The organism is Shewanella sp. YLB-07 (genome assembly GCF_009377275.1).
On sequence record NZ_VOQB01000009.1, the window covers coordinates 265,484 to 284,680 of the forward strand.

11 protein-coding genes and 3 tRNA genes are annotated in these 19,197 nt (G+C 47.3%); 5 read left to right on the forward strand and 9 right to left on the reverse strand.

All coding sequences use genetic code 11. The features are described 5' to 3' along the window. Positions 1–29: 29 nt before the first annotated feature. Both FS373_RS20025 and FS373_RS20030 read right to left on the reverse strand, forming a co-directional pair. Positions 30–1,202 (reverse strand): lytic polysaccharide monooxygenase, encoded by a 1,173-nt coding sequence (locus FS373_RS20025; RefSeq protein ID WP_144046188.1) that lies wholly within the window; start codon positions 1,200–1,202, stop codon positions 30–32. A gap of 270 nt (positions 1,203–1,472) precedes the next feature. Continuing rightward, complete coding sequence (locus FS373_RS20030; RefSeq protein ID WP_152830422.1) at positions 1,473–4,871, reverse strand: glycosyl hydrolase family 18 protein; 3,399 nt, start codon at positions 4,869–4,871, stop codon at positions 1,473–1,475. 498 nt (positions 4,872–5,369) lie between these two features. On the opposite strand from FS373_RS20030, the gene FS373_RS20035 reads away from it, so the two are divergent. Both FS373_RS20035 and FS373_RS20040 read left to right on the forward strand, forming a co-directional pair. After that, on the forward strand, positions 5,370–5,798 hold the full coding sequence (locus FS373_RS20035; RefSeq protein WP_152830423.1) for an acyl-CoA thioesterase: 429 nt from the start codon (positions 5,370–5,372) through the stop codon (positions 5,796–5,798). 223 nt (positions 5,799–6,021) lie between these two features. Beyond that, complete coding sequence (locus FS373_RS20040) at positions 6,022–6,681, forward strand: response regulator transcription factor (RefSeq protein ID WP_144046185.1); 660 nt, start codon at positions 6,022–6,024, stop codon at positions 6,679–6,681. An 89-nt stretch (positions 6,682–6,770) separates the two neighbouring features. Here the strand turns inward: FS373_RS20040 and FS373_RS20045 are convergent, their stop codons facing one another. The 3 genes from FS373_RS20045 to FS373_RS20055 form a co-directional block, all read right to left on the reverse strand. Next, the gene (locus tag FS373_RS20045) at positions 6,771–8,060 is read right to left on the reverse strand and encodes an NAD(P)/FAD-dependent oxidoreductase (RefSeq protein ID WP_144046184.1); all 1,290 of its coding nucleotides are present in this window, start codon (positions 8,058–8,060) and stop codon (positions 6,771–6,773) included. A gap of 329 nt (positions 8,061–8,389) precedes the next feature. Next, positions 8,390–9,019: a fumarylacetoacetate hydrolase family protein gene (locus FS373_RS20050; protein ID WP_144046183.1), complete on the reverse strand. Its 630-nt coding sequence runs from the start codon at positions 9,017–9,019 to the stop codon at positions 8,390–8,392. A gap of 120 nt (positions 9,020–9,139) precedes the next feature. Then, complete coding sequence (locus FS373_RS20055) at positions 9,140–12,562, reverse strand: PAS domain-containing hybrid sensor histidine kinase/response regulator (RefSeq protein WP_152830424.1); 3,423 nt, start codon at positions 12,560–12,562, stop codon at positions 9,140–9,142. A 177-nt stretch (positions 12,563–12,739) separates the two neighbouring features. On the opposite strand from FS373_RS20055, the gene acs reads away from it, so the two are divergent. The 3 genes from acs (at position 12,740) to FS373_RS20070 (ending at position 16,944) form a co-directional block, all read left to right on the forward strand. Beyond that, on the forward strand, positions 12,740–14,692 hold the full coding sequence (acs, locus tag FS373_RS20060; protein ID WP_144046182.1) for an acetate--CoA ligase: 1,953 nt from the start codon (positions 12,740–12,742) through the stop codon (positions 14,690–14,692). Positions 14,693–14,833: 141 nt separating this feature from the next. Then, complete coding sequence (locus FS373_RS20065) at positions 14,834–16,612, forward strand: DEAD/DEAH box helicase (protein ID WP_152830425.1); 1,779 nt, start codon at positions 14,834–14,836, stop codon at positions 16,610–16,612. Positions 16,613–16,674: 62 nt separating this feature from the next. After that, positions 16,675–16,944 (forward strand): GrxA family glutaredoxin, encoded by a 270-nt coding sequence (locus FS373_RS20070; RefSeq protein WP_013051073.1) that lies wholly within the window; start codon positions 16,675–16,677, stop codon positions 16,942–16,944. A gap of 95 nt (positions 16,945–17,039) precedes the next feature. On the opposite strand, the gene FS373_RS20075 is transcribed toward FS373_RS20070, so the two are convergent. The 4 genes from FS373_RS20075 to FS373_RS20090 form a co-directional block, all read right to left on the reverse strand. Continuing rightward, positions 17,040–18,194 carry a DcaP family trimeric outer membrane transporter gene (locus tag FS373_RS20075; protein ID WP_144046180.1) on the reverse strand — a complete coding sequence of 385 codons (1,155 nt, stop codon included), beginning with the start codon at positions 18,192–18,194 and terminating at the stop codon, positions 17,040–17,042. A 623-nt stretch (positions 18,195–18,817) separates the two neighbouring features. Next, a tRNA-Lys gene (locus FS373_RS20080) sits at positions 18,818–18,893 on the reverse strand. A 56-nt stretch (positions 18,894–18,949) separates the two neighbouring features. After that, positions 18,950–19,025 (reverse strand) — tRNA-Lys (locus FS373_RS20085). A 55-nt stretch (positions 19,026–19,080) separates the two neighbouring features. After that, positions 19,081–19,156, reverse strand: a tRNA-Lys gene (locus FS373_RS20090). Positions 19,157–19,197 lie beyond the last annotated feature (41 nt).

Sequence of the window (19,197 nt, forward strand, 5' to 3'; positions counted from 1 at the left end):
CCTTTTTTTGATCTAAAAATCCATCAAGATCATTGACACGCTCCCAATAACTGCCACACGCCCGACGCGGATGGAAGTTCATTCTGAGTCCACCACTTGGCTTGATAGCTGAGTGACTCATATACCACGAGATCGCCACTGTTATAGGTACCAGACTCATCCCATGGAGACTGAGTGCATGTTTTAGGTGGCTCAGTGGGCGTTTTCACATCCAGCCTGAAGGTGAGTCCTAACTGGTTAACCCACACTTTATTAAGAGCCAGATCCTCTGAATAGACAATTGCATCACCACTAGATTTAACTCCCACTTGTATTACTGAAAAATATTGAGCCGACACTTGCTGTGAAAGCTGTTTAGCCCATATCTCAGTGGCCAGGTTTGACTGCTCTACCGTAATTTTCTCAAACACCAACTCATCCCCCTGGGGGCTAAACAGACGGAACCAGACTTCATCACCTTCATTAGCCGTTAAACCGTTGACGATATATTGGTCTAACTCGGTCCACTCCAAAGGTTGAGTCTCATTTACTATGGTAATATCACTGCAATTGTAAAAACCTTCACCAGCGGCATCTTCACGCTGCCATCGAGTATACAAGGTCGCAGCACCAAGGCGGTCTCGAGGAAAAGGAACCCTTATCTGATACACATTACGGCCATCGAGACTGGTGACAGCAACATCGCTCACCTCGGCAATAAGCGCGAGTTTTTGCCAACTCAGAGTTTCCGTGTCAGCATCGAAACTGGGGGCGGACAGGTAAAACTCCCAGAAACTGGGGTTATGGGGAGTATGAGCATCGAAAGTCACAGTCACATGACCCTCGCTGTCCGGGGTGATCAGGCTACGCTGCCAGTATGGTGAGGCGATATCCATGCCGGACTTGTCAATGTCTCCACCGGCGCAGAGCTGACCATCCGGGATAGCCAGTTTTACCGCTTCGATATTGTGGTAATCGATAACATTGACCGAGAATTCGTTATTTTGCACGAAAGGTTTAGTGCCCTTGGCAAGAAAAGCCACCCGGCAAGCCAGATTCGGGATGGCCGAGCCGTCTTCGGGCCACCAATAGCCCCCCGCTTCGACACAAAACTGCTGACGCGCCTTAGGATTTTCCATAAAACCGTGAGCCTGAACGAGCTGACTGCTTAGCAAGGCCATTGTCAGGCCGAGACTGATGATAATTTGAATTGAGTTTTTCATTGTTTCTCACTCATCGATTAGGCAGTACCACTGAGTCTGCCTCAATCAAAAACGGGTAATACAAGGGAAAAGCCACCACTTGGCCTGATACTGATTGCCTGAATAAGCGGCTCTGTCGCGACTTAGGTCCATTGCAGCGATCTGGAGTCAGTATTTAAGCGAACCGTTCCTTTAGTTTGGTTCACTCAAATACTGGCTTAGCCAATCAGTTATTTAATTAAAAAACTGATTCAGTTGATGACTTACGCAGTTAATGACTTAGTTCATCACCTAGTTCAGGTTACAAACAAAGTCCCAATCGCCGCTCGAGGCACTTGGCTTGGCATTGGTCCACCAAAGCGCAACGAATACGGCCGTCTCATCTTTCATCCTGTCTCCACCAGTGGCGTGACTGGGATTTCCCGCCCAGTCTGTTTGAGGGAAGTTCGGATAAGCCGGGATAACGGACGGTTCGATATTGGCATCACGACATGAATCAGATATTGGTGGTGTGGTATCACCACAACCCGGCGCCGTTGGATCCAGCTCACATTCACCCGGCACTGTGCTCCCTGCTTGACCAAAGTCATAGGTAACCCCATCAAATGACACGGTGAAGTTCGAAGGCATAGACACAGGTAAGTAATACTTAATCGTGCCACCAAAATCGGCACCAGGCGCGATAGACTTGTAGCTAGGCAAAGTAAAGCGAACCCGATGGAAATCATTTTCCAGGCCGCCGACGTTACCCGAAGCCGCGTTTGACCCATCGGTAACAACCGCTAAGTTCATGCCCGATTGATCGCTTATTTGAGATGACGTCGACGTCGAGATATCAAACTCAAACACGGCACCGCCAGGTATAGTGCTCTGGCTGTTGTTGCTGATGGTGAGTGTCGGCGTAATGGGATAATTACTGTCACCCACCTTGTAACCCGACAAGTTCGCGCTCAAGGCTAAGGCGTTAGCCAGCGCAGGAGAGTTGCTGACGGTATTGCCGTAAGGCGTCGCACTGGCAAACTTATCGTAGGCAATCGTTGTCATCGTTTCACCGATGAAATACTCGCCTTGGCCAGAGTTACGCTCTGGATACCAGTCAAAATCACCGGCCAGCTCCCAGAACATCACGCCACCGATACCTTTGTCGACCACATACTGAACCTTAGTATTCATCGCCTGCTCATCTTCGGTAGACAGGTAGACTTGCTTTGATGGATTCCATAACCAGGAAGACTGGGCGACATTATCGTAATGACGCTCGTAAGTTCCCGTCAGTTCATCGGCAGGATCATTGATAGGATCTAGGCCATAGCTGGCAAGGTAACTGCCGGTTATGCCCTGTTCCAGGTTCTTGGCATGCCACATGGGATTAGATCCGGCGAACATCTCGTTGCCGTTTTTATCAAGATCGTGCCAGAGGTTATCTATCCCCTGAGCACCATAACCACAATTATTGTCGCCTTCACCGGTACCCGATGGACAAGAGGCTTGATCAGGTAATGCCGCCTTACCCCACAGACCGTTTAACCCACCAGTGACTCCTTGCCAACCTCGGGTATAGTAAGGTAAGCCTATATTAATACGGCCCGCTGGCATGGCGCCGCGGAAATAATGATAGGCCCAGTCGGTGTTGAGGTAGCCAATGCCACCATATTGCGCAGTCGAATACACATCCCAAAATGCCAGCTCGGCATCTTCGCCGGTATCATAAAGCGCGGCGTTATGGCCGACAAAATCGTTCCAGGCACCGTGTAGGTCATAACTCATAATGTTGACGTAATCGAGGAATCGCGTCATCTGATACGCTTCCATGCCGCGCAGCAAATAGCCAGATGCAGGGGCGGCAACAGTAAGCATGTAGTGCTTATTGTCTTGCTTACCGGCAGTATCAAGCTTCTCACGCAGGGTTTTCATCAAGGTGTCGTACTGAGCAAATAGGGTCGCTCTGAGCGGATCGGCGACGGCAAAGTCATCGGGATTACCGGATTTAGCCATCGAGGTGGCATACTCATAATCAATATCTGCGCCATCGAAACCATAGGTTTGCAAGAACTCCACCACAGAATCGGCAAAGGTATTGATCCCAGCTTGTGTCTTGGTCATCTCATAGAAACCACCACTGGCAATACGGTTACCAGTATCATCGAAATAGCCACCGGTCTCGGCCCAACCACCGATTGAGATCAAGGTCTTCACCTGAGGATGCAACTTCTTATACTTATTAAGCAGGTTGAAATGTCCCTTATAGCTGTACTCAGGATCCATCTCGGCGCCGACCACTCCCGCCCAAGTCATGCTGGTTGCGGGGTTTTCCAAACTGTTTGGATCACCAACCGATACCTTGTTATTGCCATCGATATGGGCAAATGCATAGTTAATATGGGTGATCTTATCCCATGGAATATCGTTCACCAGATAACTTGGCTGGCCGTTGGTACCATTTCTCCAGGAGGTAAAGTAACCAATTACGCGGCGCGCATGATCGGCGCCCATCTTCTCACGACCATTTTCATCATAAATATCACAATAAACTGAATCCCCTTCTAAACCATCGGGACGACAGGCTTCATGGCTTGTCGGTCTATCACCCACATAACCAAGAATGGCACTCGAAAGCGCACTCGCCCCCAGGTTATCGGTCACTTCGGCCGTAATAGACAGATCGCCCACTTGCGCTGTGCTATACAGAGTCGAATACGGCGCTAGGGTGTCTGTTTCTATCAAGACACCATTGGCGAAGAAGCTCACCGAGACGATATCACCATCACTGTCCAAGGCATTGGCACCGATAGACAGTTCACCATTGACAACCAAATTGAAATTGGCACTCGGAGAGGTTAATTCAACACTCGGCAGCTGATTGGCCGCTGTAACGTTTATATTGACTGACGCAGAGACAGCGCTGTCATTTTGAGAGTCAAATGCACGCGATTGCAGACTATGATCTCCCGCATAGCTAGCAATCCAGCTAAACTCATAGGGATCGCTAGTATCTGTGCTCACAACCACGCCGTCAACAAGCAGCTCAACCTTAGCTATGCTGTCGCCAACATCGGGATCCGATGCATTTGCAGTAATAAGAATCGAGTCTCCGGATGTGACAGCGCTGTCATTAATTGGCGAAATAATAGCTGTCTCAGGCGATAAATTCTGGTTATTCACCACAGTAATATTAACCAGCTGCTCAGTCGATGCACCATCATTATCGGTAGCGGTGACCTTCAATACCACGGCGCCTTGAAGGTGTGCTAACCAAGGGCTGGTCACCGGAATATTGTTCGCCGTCCACATCAAGCTGTCTACCGTGCCATCACTGTCGGTCGCTTCGGCGTTAAGCACCATCGAATCATTTAGGTTGACTGTACTACCTGCTTGAGGCGCGAGTATGTTCACCACAGGCGCTTGATTTGAGGCTCCATCGCATTGACCTAAGGTTTCCCACACCCCCCACACCCCCCACTCACCGGCATCCGCTGGTGACTCGTTGGTGGTCCACCATTTATTTTGAAAGAGGGTATTTTTCTCTGTGACCTGTGTGGTACTGGCATACACGGTATCGGCTAGCCAAGGTGCGACCCCTTGGCAATCGACAGCGTAAGCTTGGCTGACCACGGCTTGACTCAAAAGCGATGTGCTTATTAATAAAGCGAGGCGGTGCCGCCTGCCCAAATATGCAGTTTTGTTACTCATTTGATTATTCCTATTATTATTTAGTTGTACCGAAATACCTAAATACAGAGACAACAAAACTCAACAACCATAACGGCAAGATAACTTCATCGGTATTTACACCCGCTCACTTCAAGCCATTGGTTATGAAGTGGTTTGGATACTATTTAAACTACACTCATATTCTGAATTTGTTTATTAGTTTAATATAATAATAAAATCACCTCTTATAACTTAGCTAACTTTTCATTTATTTTTCAAAGACTAACAAATACGCCACAAGCGATGAACTATGCGAAATAGATGCGTATTTATTATTTTAAATACAATCAACTCAGGTTAAATAAGCTCAATATCAGCTTATTTTTTAACAAATGACACCGCTAAATCATAGATAATCGGTTTTAAAAACGGCAATAAAACACTCGTTTAATAATGATTCCTTTAGACAGGAAGTTTCACTATAATTCTCCGCCTATATTCCGCCAATATTGAACTAGCATAACCTTAGGTTGCCGTATGCCATTATCCCAAACGCCCGAATCTCGCTCACCAATGATGAATGCCCGTATAGAACAATCCGAAGCCCGTGTCATCAAGGCCATATTTCCGTCCATCACCAACCACCACAACACCCTCTTTGGTGGCGAAGCCTTGGCCTGGATGGACGAAACCGCCTTTATCGCCGCCACTCGCTTCTGCCGTAAGCCTCTGGTTACAGTGAGCTCGGACAGGATTGACTTTAAAAAGGCTATTCCTGCTGGCAGCCTGGCCGAAATCATCGCCAGGGTTATCCATGTGGGTAATACCTCTTTAAAAGTCGAAGTGAATATCTTTGTCGAAGACATGTATAGAGACCACAGAGAGCATGCTATTCGAGGCGTCTTCACCTTCGTTGCCATAGATGATGACAGACAACCCACCCAAGTCTGGACGCAAGGGTCATAAATCATAAAAGGCGGTGACAATAATCACTGCCTTGATGACCAGATTATTGTCCCGATAGTTTTCATCCCCTGAAACTCCGTATGCCTCTAGTTAGACCGAAGTCGAATAAAATCGGGCTTTAAGGCTAAATCACCGCCAAATACCCATAAACCAATAGTCCCCCCCATACTTTTTCTGTTACATTGATGTAATCTTCACGCGCAACGAAATAAAATATAAAGCCATGAAGCTAGAAAATTTAAACATTATTATTGCCGATGACCACCCGCTGTTTCGTAACGCCTTACGACAAGCCTTGAGTGGTCCCTTCTCAAACACCAACTGGTTCGAAGCAGACAGTGCCGATGCACTTCAGAGCCTGCTTGAAAATAAACAGCAGGCCTATGATTTAGTCATGTTAGATCTTCAGATGCCTGGCTCCCACGGGTATTCGACCCTTATTCATCTGCGAACCCACTTTCCCGATCTTCCAGTCATCGTTATCTCCGCCCATGAAGATAATATGACCATCAGCCGTGCCGTCCATTATGGTAGCTCAGGATTTATTCCTAAGTCATCTTCGATGGAAACACTGGCTGCCGCCTTGGCCTCGGTACTCTATGGGGATATTTGGTTACCGGATCATGCCGAGATACAGGAGATAAAGGAAGATGCTACCGCTCTTGTGGCCAGTAAGCTTGCCGATCTCACTCCACAACAATACAAGGTGCTGCAGATGTTTGCCGAAGGCTTACTCAATAAGCAAATTGCCTATGACTTAAGTGTATCGGAAGCCACAATCAAGGCTCATGCCACAGCGATATTTCGTAAGTTAGGCGTGAGAAATCGCACCCAAGCCGTTATCTCGTTGCAGCAGTTAGAGATGGAAAAAGTAGAGCTCTAGTCAAACTCAGACGTAATTGAAGCAAAAGCCAATCTATTTAGATTGGCTTTTTAGTTTATGGATTAGCATAGAAACTCAATGTGGGGACATTAACGAAAATGTTCCATCATCCGGTAGTAAGTCATCCCCAGTGCCATAGCCTGATTGCCCAGCCATTCATTCATGGGAATGCGGATATGTTTCATCCCGGCAAACAAGTCAAATTCAGTTAGCTGACCTATGATTGCCTTGGACATGATCTCCCCCATGATATGGGACGTGGCCACCCCATGACCCGAGTATCCTTGGCAGTAAAAAACATTAGCCGATACTTTACCCAGCTGTGGAATACGATTAACCACGATACCGGCCATACCTGTCCATTCGAACTCGATATCGACTCCCTTCAGACGAGGAAATGTCCGCTCAATTGCCGGGCGTAATTCAGCTGCCAGATCTTTAGAGTCCCGTCCCGAGTAATTTGTACCACCACCGAACATAAGCCGGTTATCCGCCGTCATTCGATAATAATCGAGCACAAACCGACTGTCGTACACAGCAACATCATGAGGATTTATCGCCTTAGCGACATCGGCAGAGAGCTTTACCGTGGCGCAATTGCCCAAAGATGCGGGAAACAAGAGGCCACTGAGTTTATTGCGTGCCAGTTTATGGTAGGCATTTCCCGCTAATAGTACGCTGTTGGCGGTGATGGAGCCATGCTCAGTTTTGACTACTGCTAAGTCACCATCACAGATATCAATGACAGCCGAGTGCTCGAAGATCAATGCACCTTGCATCTCTGCCGCCCGCGCCTCACCGATACACAGGTTTACCGAATGTAAGTGCATATTGCGTTTATTGAGTAGTCCGCCATGGTACAGGGGCGTCTCCAGATAGTCAGGGATCTCCTGCTTCGACAACAGATGCACCTCATCACCCATGCCTCTTAAGAGCGCTTCTTCATAAGTCTTTTCCATCTCTGCCATGTGAGCAGGTTTGTAAGCGGTATGCAGATGACCAAACTTGAGATCGCAGTCGATATTATATTTGGCTACCCGGCTCTTGATGATCTCATGCCCGCGCCACCTGAGATCCCAGACATAATCTTCCGCTTCGGTGCCTATGCTATTTCGCAGCTGTTTCGTCATGGCGGCATCACCGGACAAACTGCCGGTCACCTGGCCGCCATTACGCCCGGTAGCGCCCCAAGCTATCTTGTTCGCTTCTAGGATGGCAACTTTTATTCCTTTTTCCGCTAGCTCCACCGCAGTCGCAACGCCGGTAAACCCGCCGCCTATGATGACCACATCGACCCGAATGTCTTCCTCCAGCCGAGGATAATGTGTTTCATCATTGATGGTGGCGTTGTAGTAAGAATCACAGCGTTGTTCTGGCATAGGCTCTCCGTCTGTTTGCTAAGGCAAATCTTTCTGTTTCGGTTGTTTTACATTTTTTACACGCGTAAAAAATTTAAGTATATACCAGGCTATTTTTTCGTCAACACACTGATTGAAATATTTTACAAATAGCGAGAGACATGACCTCTTCAAGGCCATGTGAAGGCAGTTCAAACATAAAGGCCCTAGTTAGAGTCATTTATTTTTTACGTAAGTGGGCACTTCTTAATAACAGAAAGTAGCAACAGAAAGCAGTCGACAGAAAGGCGAGACTGAGCGTCTTGCCTTAAACAGGCTTAAACAATTTTAAAGAAGGTAGAATACGGGACTTATTGAGCCGTCCAACAAGCTTGTGTCAGTAACAGCTCTTTATCGTAAAGCTTAGCGTTGAACTTATCGTCTCTGTTAACGACTCCAACCCCCTTCGGCGTGCCAGTCATCACGATATCGCCGTCGATTAAACTCATAAAACTCTGTATCTCGGCCAAGATTTGCTCGGGTTTATTCAGCATTAACGCGATAGTGCCAACTTGTATTCTTACATCATTGATCATCAGCTCGAATGTCAGGCTCTCACTTACACTCTCAATGGCAACAAATTCAGAAAATACCACAGAGCCATCAAATGCCTTGGCTCTCTCCCAGGGAAGCCCTTTGGCTTTGAGCCGACTCTGCAAACCACGTTTGGTGAGGTCTAGCCCAAGACCTACGGCACTAAATTGTCCATTTTCAACCACAAAACATAACTCGGCCTCATAATGTATCGCCTCTTGATGAAAACTCACCAACTCAGTTGAGATCGCCGAATTTGGCTTAACAAATAGCACCATCTCATCGGGTACCTCATTATTGAGTTCCTTAATGTGCTCGACATAATTGCGTCCCACACACACGACTTTCGAAGGCCTTACCACTCTTTTATCGACTGTAACTCTATTATTGACGACTACTGTATTCATCTAGCTCCACTCCAAAAAATAGGCCCACATTATTCTATCAAAACACCTTCATAAAAGGACGACTCGATAAGAGCTGACGATCACATTGCAAGCTGGCATATTCAGCCCTCAATCTTGGTATTATTTAACCAGACTCGAAATTAAGGCTCTCAACGCGGCGGGCTTCACCATCTTCGCCATATAGCGATACCCTTTACGCTCAACTTCATCCACCAGCTCTTTATTGGTATTGGCAGTAATAAGTACGCCGGGAAGATGGCTACCATATAGGGCACGTATGCCATCCATAGCATCGACACCATTTTCATCATTATCCAGATGATAATCGGCTAATACGATGTCTGGTGCGACCCCCTTGAGACCCAGTTTAATCCTGGCATCGGCAAGATCGGTGGCACAGATCACTTCACACTGCCAACGGCTGAGTAAACTCTCCAGCCCCGCTAAAATTGTTTCTTCATTATCGATACACAATACCTTAACACCGGCTAAAGGCTGGATCATGGCCGCCGTTTTTTTCACCTGCGTCTCAGTAATTGTTTTGCCCATAGGGACTCTGATTGAGAAAACTGAACCTTGACCAAGAATTGAATCCACCTTGATCTCATGCTCCAATACTCTGCTGATCCGATCGGCAATCGCTAAACCAAGACCCAGGCCGCTGACGCTCTTACTGGTGGGGTTATCCAAACGCTTAAACTCTTTGAAAATCTCCGAAATTTCACTCTCATCGATACCACACCCCGTATCCAGTACCTGGATTTCAAGATAATCTCCCCGATGACGGCAGCCTAGCAAGACGCGATTACCCTTGGCATAGCGATAGGCATTGGTCAAAAAGTTTTGCAATACCCGCCTGAGCAGACTCAGATCTGAGTTAACGGAGGCTATACTTGGCACCATACTGAACTTGATCTGATAATCTTGGGCCATGGCAGCAAATTCTACCGCCAAGCCATCGAGCAGTTCTGAGATAGCAAAGTCACGACGATTGACATCCACCACACCCGAATCCAACTTAGAGATATCCAGCAAATCCGTGAGCAGCTCACCGGCAATCTTGAGCGAGCTGTTTACATGGGAGAGTGTCGTCTTGCTCTCCTGATCTAAGTTTGGATATTGAGACAAGGAGGCGGTAAATAATCTCGCCGCATTCAAGGGCTGCATCAAGTCATGGCCCACTGCTGCCAAAAATTTACTCTTAGAGGCATTAGCCATCTCTTCCTGAGCTTTAGACTCCAATAACTGACTGTTTAACATCGCCAGCTCATAGGTCCTCTCCTTCACCCTCGCCTCCAGAGAATCGTTCACCTCCTGCAGGGCCTTAGCGTGCTCACGATACTGAGTAATATCGGTGAAGGTCATCACGAAACCACCACCCGGCATAGGATTGCCCTGTATTTTGATCACCTTGCCGTCTTGCCTCTCTCGCTCCGACACATGGGCGGTGCCGTTTATCATGTGCTGCACCCGCTTATTAACCTGATCCTCTATTTCACCCACACCACAAAAACCACGTTCGGCGTTAAAACGCACCACCTCACTGATGGGCATTCCCTCTTTGAGGAAACCTGGCGGGTATTGATATAGCTCAGAGTATTTATGATTCCAGGCGACCAGATTTAAGTCTTTATCCACCACACTCATGCCTTCATAGGCGTGTTCTATGGCGCCGCGCAACATGTCTTGGCTGAGAATTATCTTGGAAGAGGCTTCATCGACCAGATTAAACACTTCATCGAGTGCCAGATCCCTGCCCTGCAACACAGAATCCATCACCAAGGCTGCACTCGAGCCGCCTAATACCCCTGCCAGAATATGCTCAGTGTGGGCGATAAGCTCGGCAGGAGCCGCCTTATGCCAACTGTCACTCTTCACTGCTTCTTCGGAAAATCGAGAAAAACTCTCATAGGCGCGAGTCGGGCTAACGAAGCGGCTCGCCAGGATCAAAAGATCTTGCTGAGAGATGGGTGCTCCCTTGCGGCTGCTGCTATTCTTCAACTCCCCGGGAGTAACAAATTCACTGGCTTGAATACGCTCCGATACCCCAGCCCTAAACCAGATAGAGCCTAAGATATAGCAAGCTAAGTTGGCGAGTAAGGCGGTTAAAATATCTCTTACATTGGGATTAATCGTCTCCAGCAGACCAAAGTCACTACCAAACACACCGCTGGCATCATACGCTCCCTTGATTAAGATGTAACACCAGAGACCGAAGCCAACAAGCAAACCAAGTAACACCCCAGAGCGATTGCCATGCTTCCAATACATACCACCTATGAGCGCAGGCCCCAGTTGAGCGAAAGCGCCGAAGGATAACATCCCCAGCGCCGAGAGGGAGTCGCTGTCCATAAAGGTGAGATAGCTGAAATAACCTAAGCCTAAGATGACAATGATCGACAAGCGGCGGGCATTGAGTAAAAACTGAGAAAATTGACTGAAATTTTTCTGCTTAATTTTCCCGGTGCGTAACATGATAGGCACCAACCATTCGTTACTCACCATCACGCTGATGGTCACCACTGCCACCACCACCATGCCGGTCGCAGCCGAAAGTGTACCGAGCAGGGCCACAACGGCCAACATGGGTTGATCTAAGGCTAAAGGCAAATTAATCACATAAGTATCGGCGGCTACCGAATCCCCTAAAATCAGCTTTCCAGCTAAGGCTAATGGCGCGACAAACAAGCCAAACAGCAATAGATAGATGGGAAATATCCAGCGGGCCTTTAATAGACTTTTCTCATCCATACACTCCACCATCATCACATGGAACTGTCTGGGCATGCACAGGAAAGCCGCCATTCCCACCAAGAGCTGAGGCATCAGGGACTCCACTCTGAGGCTGGGCTCGCTGATCAAGTTTCGCTCCGCCGCCTGGCGCCAGATATCACCGAAACCATCGAAATAACCAAAACTTATCACCGCACCGACGAGTAAAAATGCCGCTAACTTGACCAAAGACTCGAAGGCTATGGCCAACATCATGCCGGGATTATGCTCGGTAGCATCGAGTTTTCTGGTACCAAATAAGATGGCAAACACGGCCAGTACAGCTGTGATAATCAAGGATATCTGGGCACCATCGAAGGGAGAGTCATCGGGCTGAAACAGATTAAGGCTAAATACCATGGCCTTAAGCTGCAAGGCGATGTAGGGCATGATGCCAAATAGCGCAATTAAGGTGACGATTACCGCGAGTAGTTGAGATTTGCCATATCGGGCGGCAATAAAATCCGCCACCGAAGTGATGTTATGGGTTTTAGAGACAATCACCATCTTTCGCAGCAGGCCAAAGCCTAAGGTAAAGATGAGGATGGGGCCGATAAATATAGGCAAGAAAGACCAGAGGTCTTGGGCCGACTGGCCAACAGTGCCGAGAAAACTCCAGGATGAGCAGTAAACAGCCAGACTCAAGCCATAGATCCACACCTGGATCTTCTTGGTTATTTTACTGAACCAACGCTCCGCCCCCCACGCGAGCAGGAAGAGCAGACAAACATAAAAAACGGCAATAACGCCAACCACTATGGTCAGATTCATATGACTCTCATTTTTTATGCTCATTGTGCGTTAAATAGAAGATTAAATCCAGACATGAGTTTATTGACAACAGACTAAAAACAAAGGATATTTTTGTACTAGACCAAGGTCTAATAGAGCAAATAGCCCCGAAACCTACATACTGAACCCAATCTCATTAGATATAAGGGAAGCCCCATGAGCACGCAGTCTCTCTATAAAGTTCCCAGCGAAATCGCTGCAAACGCACATATAAACGAAGAAAAATACAAAAAGATGTACCAAGAGTCGATTGTGAATCCTGAAGGTTTCTGGAGAGAACACGGCCAACGCATCGATTGGATTAAGCCCTTCACTAAGGTAAAGAAAACCTCATTCGACGATCATAACCTGTCAATCAATTGGTTCTATGACGGCACACTCAACGCCTCAGCCAACTGCTTAGACCGTCACCTTGAAAAAAATGCCGACAAGGTCGCCATTATCTGGGAAGGCGATGATGCTAAAGATCAACGCATCATTACTTACGGTGAATTACACAAAGATGTGTGTAAGTTTGCCAATGCATTAAAAAGCCAAGGTGTGAGACGTGGCGATGTGGTCACCATTTACATGCCTATGGTCCCGGAAGCTGCCGTTGCCATGTTGGCCTGTGCTCGCATTGGTGCGGTTCACTCAGTGATATTTGGTGGTTTCTCACCGGACTCCATTGCCACACGCGTCATAGATGGTAACTCTAAGGTTATCGTCACCGCCGATGAAGGCGTGCGTGCAGGTCGCATTATTCCGCTCAAGGCCAATATAGATCAGGCACTGTCACACCCTGATGTGACTTGTGTAGAGCGTGTCATCGTTCTCGAGCGTACCGGTGGTGATATCAACTGGGAAGAAGGCCGTGACATCAAGTGGGATACTGTCATGGAAACAGCTTCTGAGCATTGCGTACCCGAAGAGATGGGCGCCGAAGATCCTCTATTCCTGCTTTATACTTCGGGATCAACCGGTAATCCTAAAGGTGTGTTACATACTACAGGTGGTTACATGGTCTACGCGTCCATGACCCATGAATATGTGTTCGATTACAAAGACGGTGAAGTCTACTGGTGTACCGCAGATGTGGGTTGGATCACCGGTCACTCCTATATGGTCTATGGCCCGCTTGCCAATGCCGCAACCGTACTGATCCACGAAGGGGTACCTAACTACCCAACACCTTCTCGTTTGGGTGAAATTGTCGATCGCCATAAAGTCAACATACTCTATACCGCACCGACTCTTATTCGCGCTCTGATGGCAGAAGGCAAGGAACAATTTGATAAATTCGATGGCAGCTCACTGCGCATCATGGGATCCGTGGGTGAACCCATTAATCCAGAAGCTTGGCGCTGGTATAACGAAGTCATAGGTCACGAGCAGTGTCCAATCGTCGATACCTGGTGGCAGACCGAAACCGGCGGTATTCTGATCAGCCCGCTTCCTGGCGCCATCGATACCAAGCCTGGCTCGGCTACCCGCCCCTTCTTCGGCGTACAACCAGCCCTTGTCGATAACATGGGTAACATCATAGAAGGTGCAGCCGAAGGCAACCTGGTTATACTCGATTCTTGGCCCGGACAGATGCGTACCGTCTTTGGTGATCATGACAGATTTGCACTGACTTACTTCAAGACCTTCCGCGGCATGTATTTCACCGGTGACGGCGCTAAACGTGATGAAGACGGTTATTACTGGATAACGGGACGTGTCGATGATGTGATCAACGTATCTGGCCACAGACTCGGCACCGCCGAGGTAGAGAGCGCTTTAGTTTCACATGAAAGTGTGGCAGAAGCCGCTGTTGTGGGTTACCCCCATGACATCAAGGGTCAAGGTATCTACGCTTATGTCACGCTAACCAGAGGCACGGTAGAATCTGAAGAGCTTCGCCAAGACTTGAGAAAATGGGTGAGAAAAGAGATTGGCGCCCTGGCGACACCGGATCTCATTCAATGGGCTGGCGGCCTGCCTAAGACTCGTTCGGGTAAGATCATGCGCCGTTTCCTGAGAAAGATTGCAGCCAATGAAGTGACCAACTTAGGTGACTCATCGACACTAGCCGATCCGGCTGTGATCGATGTCTTGATTGAGTCTCGTCTGAACCGCAGCGAATAACTGATTTACAGCGAGTCATGATTCGAAGATAGACAGTAATCTTGCTAGCCCCTCACATGAGGGGCTTTTTATTGTCCCAATAAAATTAATGAGTGGCAAATTAATTAACGGGAAACATAGCGACTCAATCATCCCACTGATATGCTTTGCCATCGGTATTTTGAACAGCAGATTTTTGTGCAATTAAGAGACTATCAACAACAAGCGGTCGACTCGGCGGTAAAACACTTCAAGGCAAGCCCGGACTCAGCAGTACTGGTGCTACCTACGGGAGCGGGTAAAAGCATAGTGATTGCCGAGCTGGCCCGAATCGCCAATGGCAGAGTCTTGGTCTTGACCCATGTCAAAGAACTGGTTGCACAAAATGCCGAGAAAGTCGGCATATTAACCACGGCCGCCGGGATCTACTCTGCCGGCTTGAAGCAAAAATCCACCGAAGACAAAACCATAGTCGCCAGCATTCAATCTGCGGTAAGAGCGCCGGAGAAGTTTAGCAGCCCATTTTCCCTGATGATCATAGATGAGTGTCACAGGATAAGTCAGGATAAAGACAGCCAATATCAACAGCTGCTAACACACCTCAAGAGCATCAATCCCAAAATCAGGCTGCTGGGACTCACAGCAACCCCCTACCGACTCGATCTCGGTTGGATCTATCGTCACCACTATCATGGCAAGGTTGGCAATCTGGACAAGGCGGTGTTTGAGCAATGCATCTTCGAGCTCCCCATGCGCCCCTTGATAAAACGCGGCTACCTGAGCACACCTAAAATATTCGATGGTCTCAGTGCCCAATATGATTTCAGTTCCCTTAAAGCCTCAACTAGCGGCCAATATCAGGAAGCCGAAGTCAATGACCTACTCAGCCATTGCGGCCGAGCAACCACGGCCATCGTTAAACAACTGGTGCAGATAGGCGCTAGCAGACAAGGCGTGATCATCTTTGCCGCCACAGTACGCCACGCCGAAGAGATACTCAAACTCTTATCTGCAGAGTCAGCCGCGCTGATCACAGGCAAGACCTGTACCGAGCAGCGCGATAGCCTGATTGAGCAATTTAAGGCCAGGAAGATTAAGTACCTGATAAACGTCGCGGTATTAACCACAGGCTTCGATGCGCCTCATGTGGATCTTATCGCCATTCTACGTCCGACAGCTTCGGTGAGCCTGTTCCAGCAGATGGTCGGTCGGGGCTTGAGAATATGCGAGGGAAAATCTGAGTGCCTCATCATTGACTATGCCGCTAACGGCTACGATCTCTACTTTCCTGAAGTGGGTCAAAATAAACCGAACAGTAAATCTGTTCCTGTACAGGTACATTGCCCAGTGTGCGATTTCGCTAATATCTTCTGGGGCCTGGTCGATGACGATGGCGACATCATCGAGCACTTCGGTAGACGCTGTCAGGCGTTAATCGAACAAGGTGGCCAGAAGAAGCAATGTGATTTCAGGTTTAGATCTAAAGTCTGCCCAAACTGCGGTGAAGAAAATGATATTGCCGCTAAGATCTGTCATAGCTGCGATGCCGTGCTGATCGATCCCGATAAACGCCTCAAAGAGGTACTGCAGCAGAAACATCATCATCTGTTTAAATGTGACGCCATGTTATTCGAAGAGGATAAGGACAGACTAAAAATCAGATACATAGACACCGACGGTAACGATTTTTGTCAGTACTTCAATTTTCAAACCAAAGCGCAGATCCGCGCTTTCTATGCCATATTCGTATTGTCGCACACCAGAACACCTGGGCTAAAGCATCCAAGATACAGCAAGGTACAAGAAGTTATTGCAACCCGAGACCTGTTTCGTAAACCAGATATGTTGCTACTCAAAAAGCATAAAAAGGGTTGGGATCTGCAGGAAACCTTCTTCGATTATCAAGGCCGCTACCAAACTGAGAATAAGTTTCTTCAATAGAGAATATGCAATTTAAGCACGATTATGGTATAAAAGTAGCGACTAAATTTTCAGGAGTTAATATGTTTGTCGTAATCTTTGGCCGTCCAGGCTGTCCTTACTGTGTTAGAGCGGTACAACTTTCTGAGCAACTCGTTGAAGCTCGCGATGACTTTAAGTTTAAGTATATCGATATCCATGCAGAAGGGATTAGCAAAGCGGATCTTGAAAAAACAGTCGGTAAGCCTGTTGAAACTGTCCCACAGATCTTCATCGACAAAGAACATGTCGGTGGTTGCACTGAGTTTGAACAGTATGTCAGAGACAATCAATTACTTTCAGCTCCGGCTTAACGTATAAGATTGCATTCTCAATTCTCAACTAAAAAAGGAGGCCTAAGCCTCCTTTTTTGATCTTACTGTTTTATAAACGGATGTATCGATTGATATTAGAGCACGTATTTCACAGAGAATATGACACGATTTAACTCGCCATTATCCCCATTTTGTTTGGTGTTCTCTGCATACATATACTCGACACCCACTGTCATAGGCTTAACCGGTGAATAGAGTAAGTTTACATAAGCAGAATAAGATTCTTTGTTTACCCCTCCCCCCGTTAGTGCTTCATTATTGTCAGCCTTAAAGCCCGAAAGCGTGAAGCTTGAGCGCCACTGATCAGTCCACCAATGACGATATGAAGCAAAGCCACCATAAGAGCTGATGGTTTCAATTTCACCGTTGGCATCTAATACACCGGCGTTAGCATAGTTCAGCGCCATGTAACGGCCTAAACCATCGCCAGCGGTAGCAGAGAGCTTAATGTCATCGTCACCAACAGGAATGACCCCTGTGAAGCTCACACCATAACCCATCTCTTGGGTATCGAGATTATCTATCTCAACGTTTAGCTGTCTCGCCAAGCCCGCAACGGTGAATTTCGCGCCGCCTTCAGTCTTGAAATTATATCGAGCCACAAAATCTGGTACCATGCCACTGCCGCTGGTAATACGGGAACTTGATCCGCTGCTGCCAGCATAACTGTTCACTGTGGTTTCTGGGTTCTCTATCGCGAACTGGAAGCCGCCATTGGTATAACGCACCATAGTCTGACGAACAAAAGGTGTACCTTCTGCTGCACCGACAAAGTCCAGGTTCTCAGGAAGTGCTCCGGGATTCTGGAAAGTTGTCCAGGTTTGACCCACTGTCCAGTTGTCAAAACTGACGAAAGCCTGTCTGATACGAGGAGAATAACTGTTAGATACTCGCTCATTACCATCGGTATGGGTCATAAAATCGAGTTCGATAAAACCCGTGAGTTTATGGCCGTCGAGATCTGTGCTGGTCTTAAAATTGAAACGGGTCTCACGAACCTGAAAGTCTACAACTTCATTGCCGTTACTAGCATCACCATATATGGTACCAGGAACATAGAACTGTCTGGACAGGTTACCGGAATCAGGAGCGCCATTACTGTAATCACTGAACATCACATCAGCTTTGACATAACCTCCAAATTTAAACTCTGTATCACCTGCTTGTGCCCCTGAGCTGACTGCTAGCATAGTCGCCATGGCCACAAGGCTCATCTTTGCTTGTCTCATTATCTCTCTCCCGTAACATTATTATATTATTTACAATAATATGAACTAGATAACAATCGAACAACATTGGCAATACGTCTATAAGACAAAAGTATAACAGCGAGATCTGAAGTAATAAGCTACCGCTTTTATCGGGCACTCTCTTTGAGATGCTATCTCTGAAATGCTGTAGCGTTAAGTACAAGGCTTTGAACTATTCGAACGTGAAGGATTCGCCCCCTTGTATGTAATAAGAGTTAATACCAAGACTGCTGCGCTCCTATAAAAAACCATTAACTGAGCTAACGGCTCTTTCTGGCATTGCTTAATTTTCTGAATCACTAATTGGGTGGATTATGTAAGGGCTAACATTTTAGAAAGGAAAATCGATTTAAACCAGAATTAGGGGGATCACTAAAAAAGTGGTGGCTTCTTGCTGCCTAAAATGAAGAATTCGACCAATTGGCCTAATGAGTAAAGCCAACTGCCTTTTCATATACAACCAAGCACTTATAAGAAGCCAACAGAGCTAACGGCCCTTTTTGGCATTGCTTTTCTGAATCACTAATTGGGTAGATTATATAAGAACTAAATTTTAGAAAGGAAAATCGATTTGAACCAGAGTTAAGGTGACCACCAAGGAGTGGTGGGCCGTGAAGGATTCGAACCTTCGACCAATTGGTTAAAAGCCAACTGCTCTACCAACTGAGCTAACGGCCCTTATCTGGTATTGCTTTCCTGAATTCATTTGCCTTGAAGCAAATCCACCTCAGAAGTGGTGGGCCGTGAAGGATTCGAACCTTCGACCAATTGGTTAAAAGCCAACTGCTCTACCAACTGAGCTAACGGCCCTTTCTGGTATTGCTTTTCTGAATTCATTTGCCTTGAAGCAAATCCACCTCAGAAGTGGTGGGCCGTGAAGGATTCGAACCTTCGACCAATTGGTTAAAAGCCAACTGCTCTACCAACTGAGCTAACGGCCCTTTCTGGTATTGCTTTTCTGAATTCATTTGCCTTGAAGCAA

Excerpts from the sequence above, each read along its gene's own strand:
- FS373_RS20030 (WP_152830422.1), bottom strand. The coding sequence starts at position 4,871 with ATGAGTAACAAAACTGCATATTTGGGCAGGCGGCACCGCCTCGCTTTA.
- FS373_RS20050 (WP_144046183.1), bottom strand. The coding sequence starts at position 9,019 with ATGAATACAGTAGTCGTCAATAATAGAGTTACAGTCGATAAAAGAGTG.
- FS373_RS20075 (WP_144046180.1), bottom strand. The coding sequence starts at position 18,194 with ATGAGACAAGCAAAGATGAGCCTTGTGGCCATGGCGACTATGCTAGCA.
- FS373_RS20065 (WP_152830425.1), top strand. The coding sequence starts at position 14,834 with ATGCTTTGCCATCGGTATTTTGAACAGCAGATTTTTGTGCAATTAAGA.
- FS373_RS20040 (WP_144046185.1), top strand. The coding sequence starts at position 6,022 with ATGAAGCTAGAAAATTTAAACATTATTATTGCCGATGACCACCCGCTG.
- acs (WP_144046182.1), top strand. The coding sequence starts at position 12,740 with ATGAGCACGCAGTCTCTCTATAAAGTTCCCAGCGAAATCGCTGCAAAC.
- FS373_RS20025 (WP_144046188.1), bottom strand. The coding sequence starts at position 1,202 with ATGAAAAACTCAATTCAAATTATCATCAGTCTCGGCCTGACAATGGCC.
- FS373_RS20045 (WP_144046184.1), bottom strand. The coding sequence starts at position 8,060 with ATGCCAGAACAACGCTGTGATTCTTACTACAACGCCACCATCAATGAT.
- FS373_RS20055 (WP_152830424.1), bottom strand. The coding sequence starts at position 12,562 with ATGAATCTGACCATAGTGGTTGGCGTTATTGCCGTTTTTTATGTTTGT.
- FS373_RS20035 (WP_152830423.1), top strand. The coding sequence starts at position 5,370 with ATGCCATTATCCCAAACGCCCGAATCTCGCTCACCAATGATGAATGCC.
- FS373_RS20070 (WP_013051073.1), top strand. The coding sequence starts at position 16,675 with ATGTTTGTCGTAATCTTTGGCCGTCCAGGCTGTCCTTACTGTGTTAGA.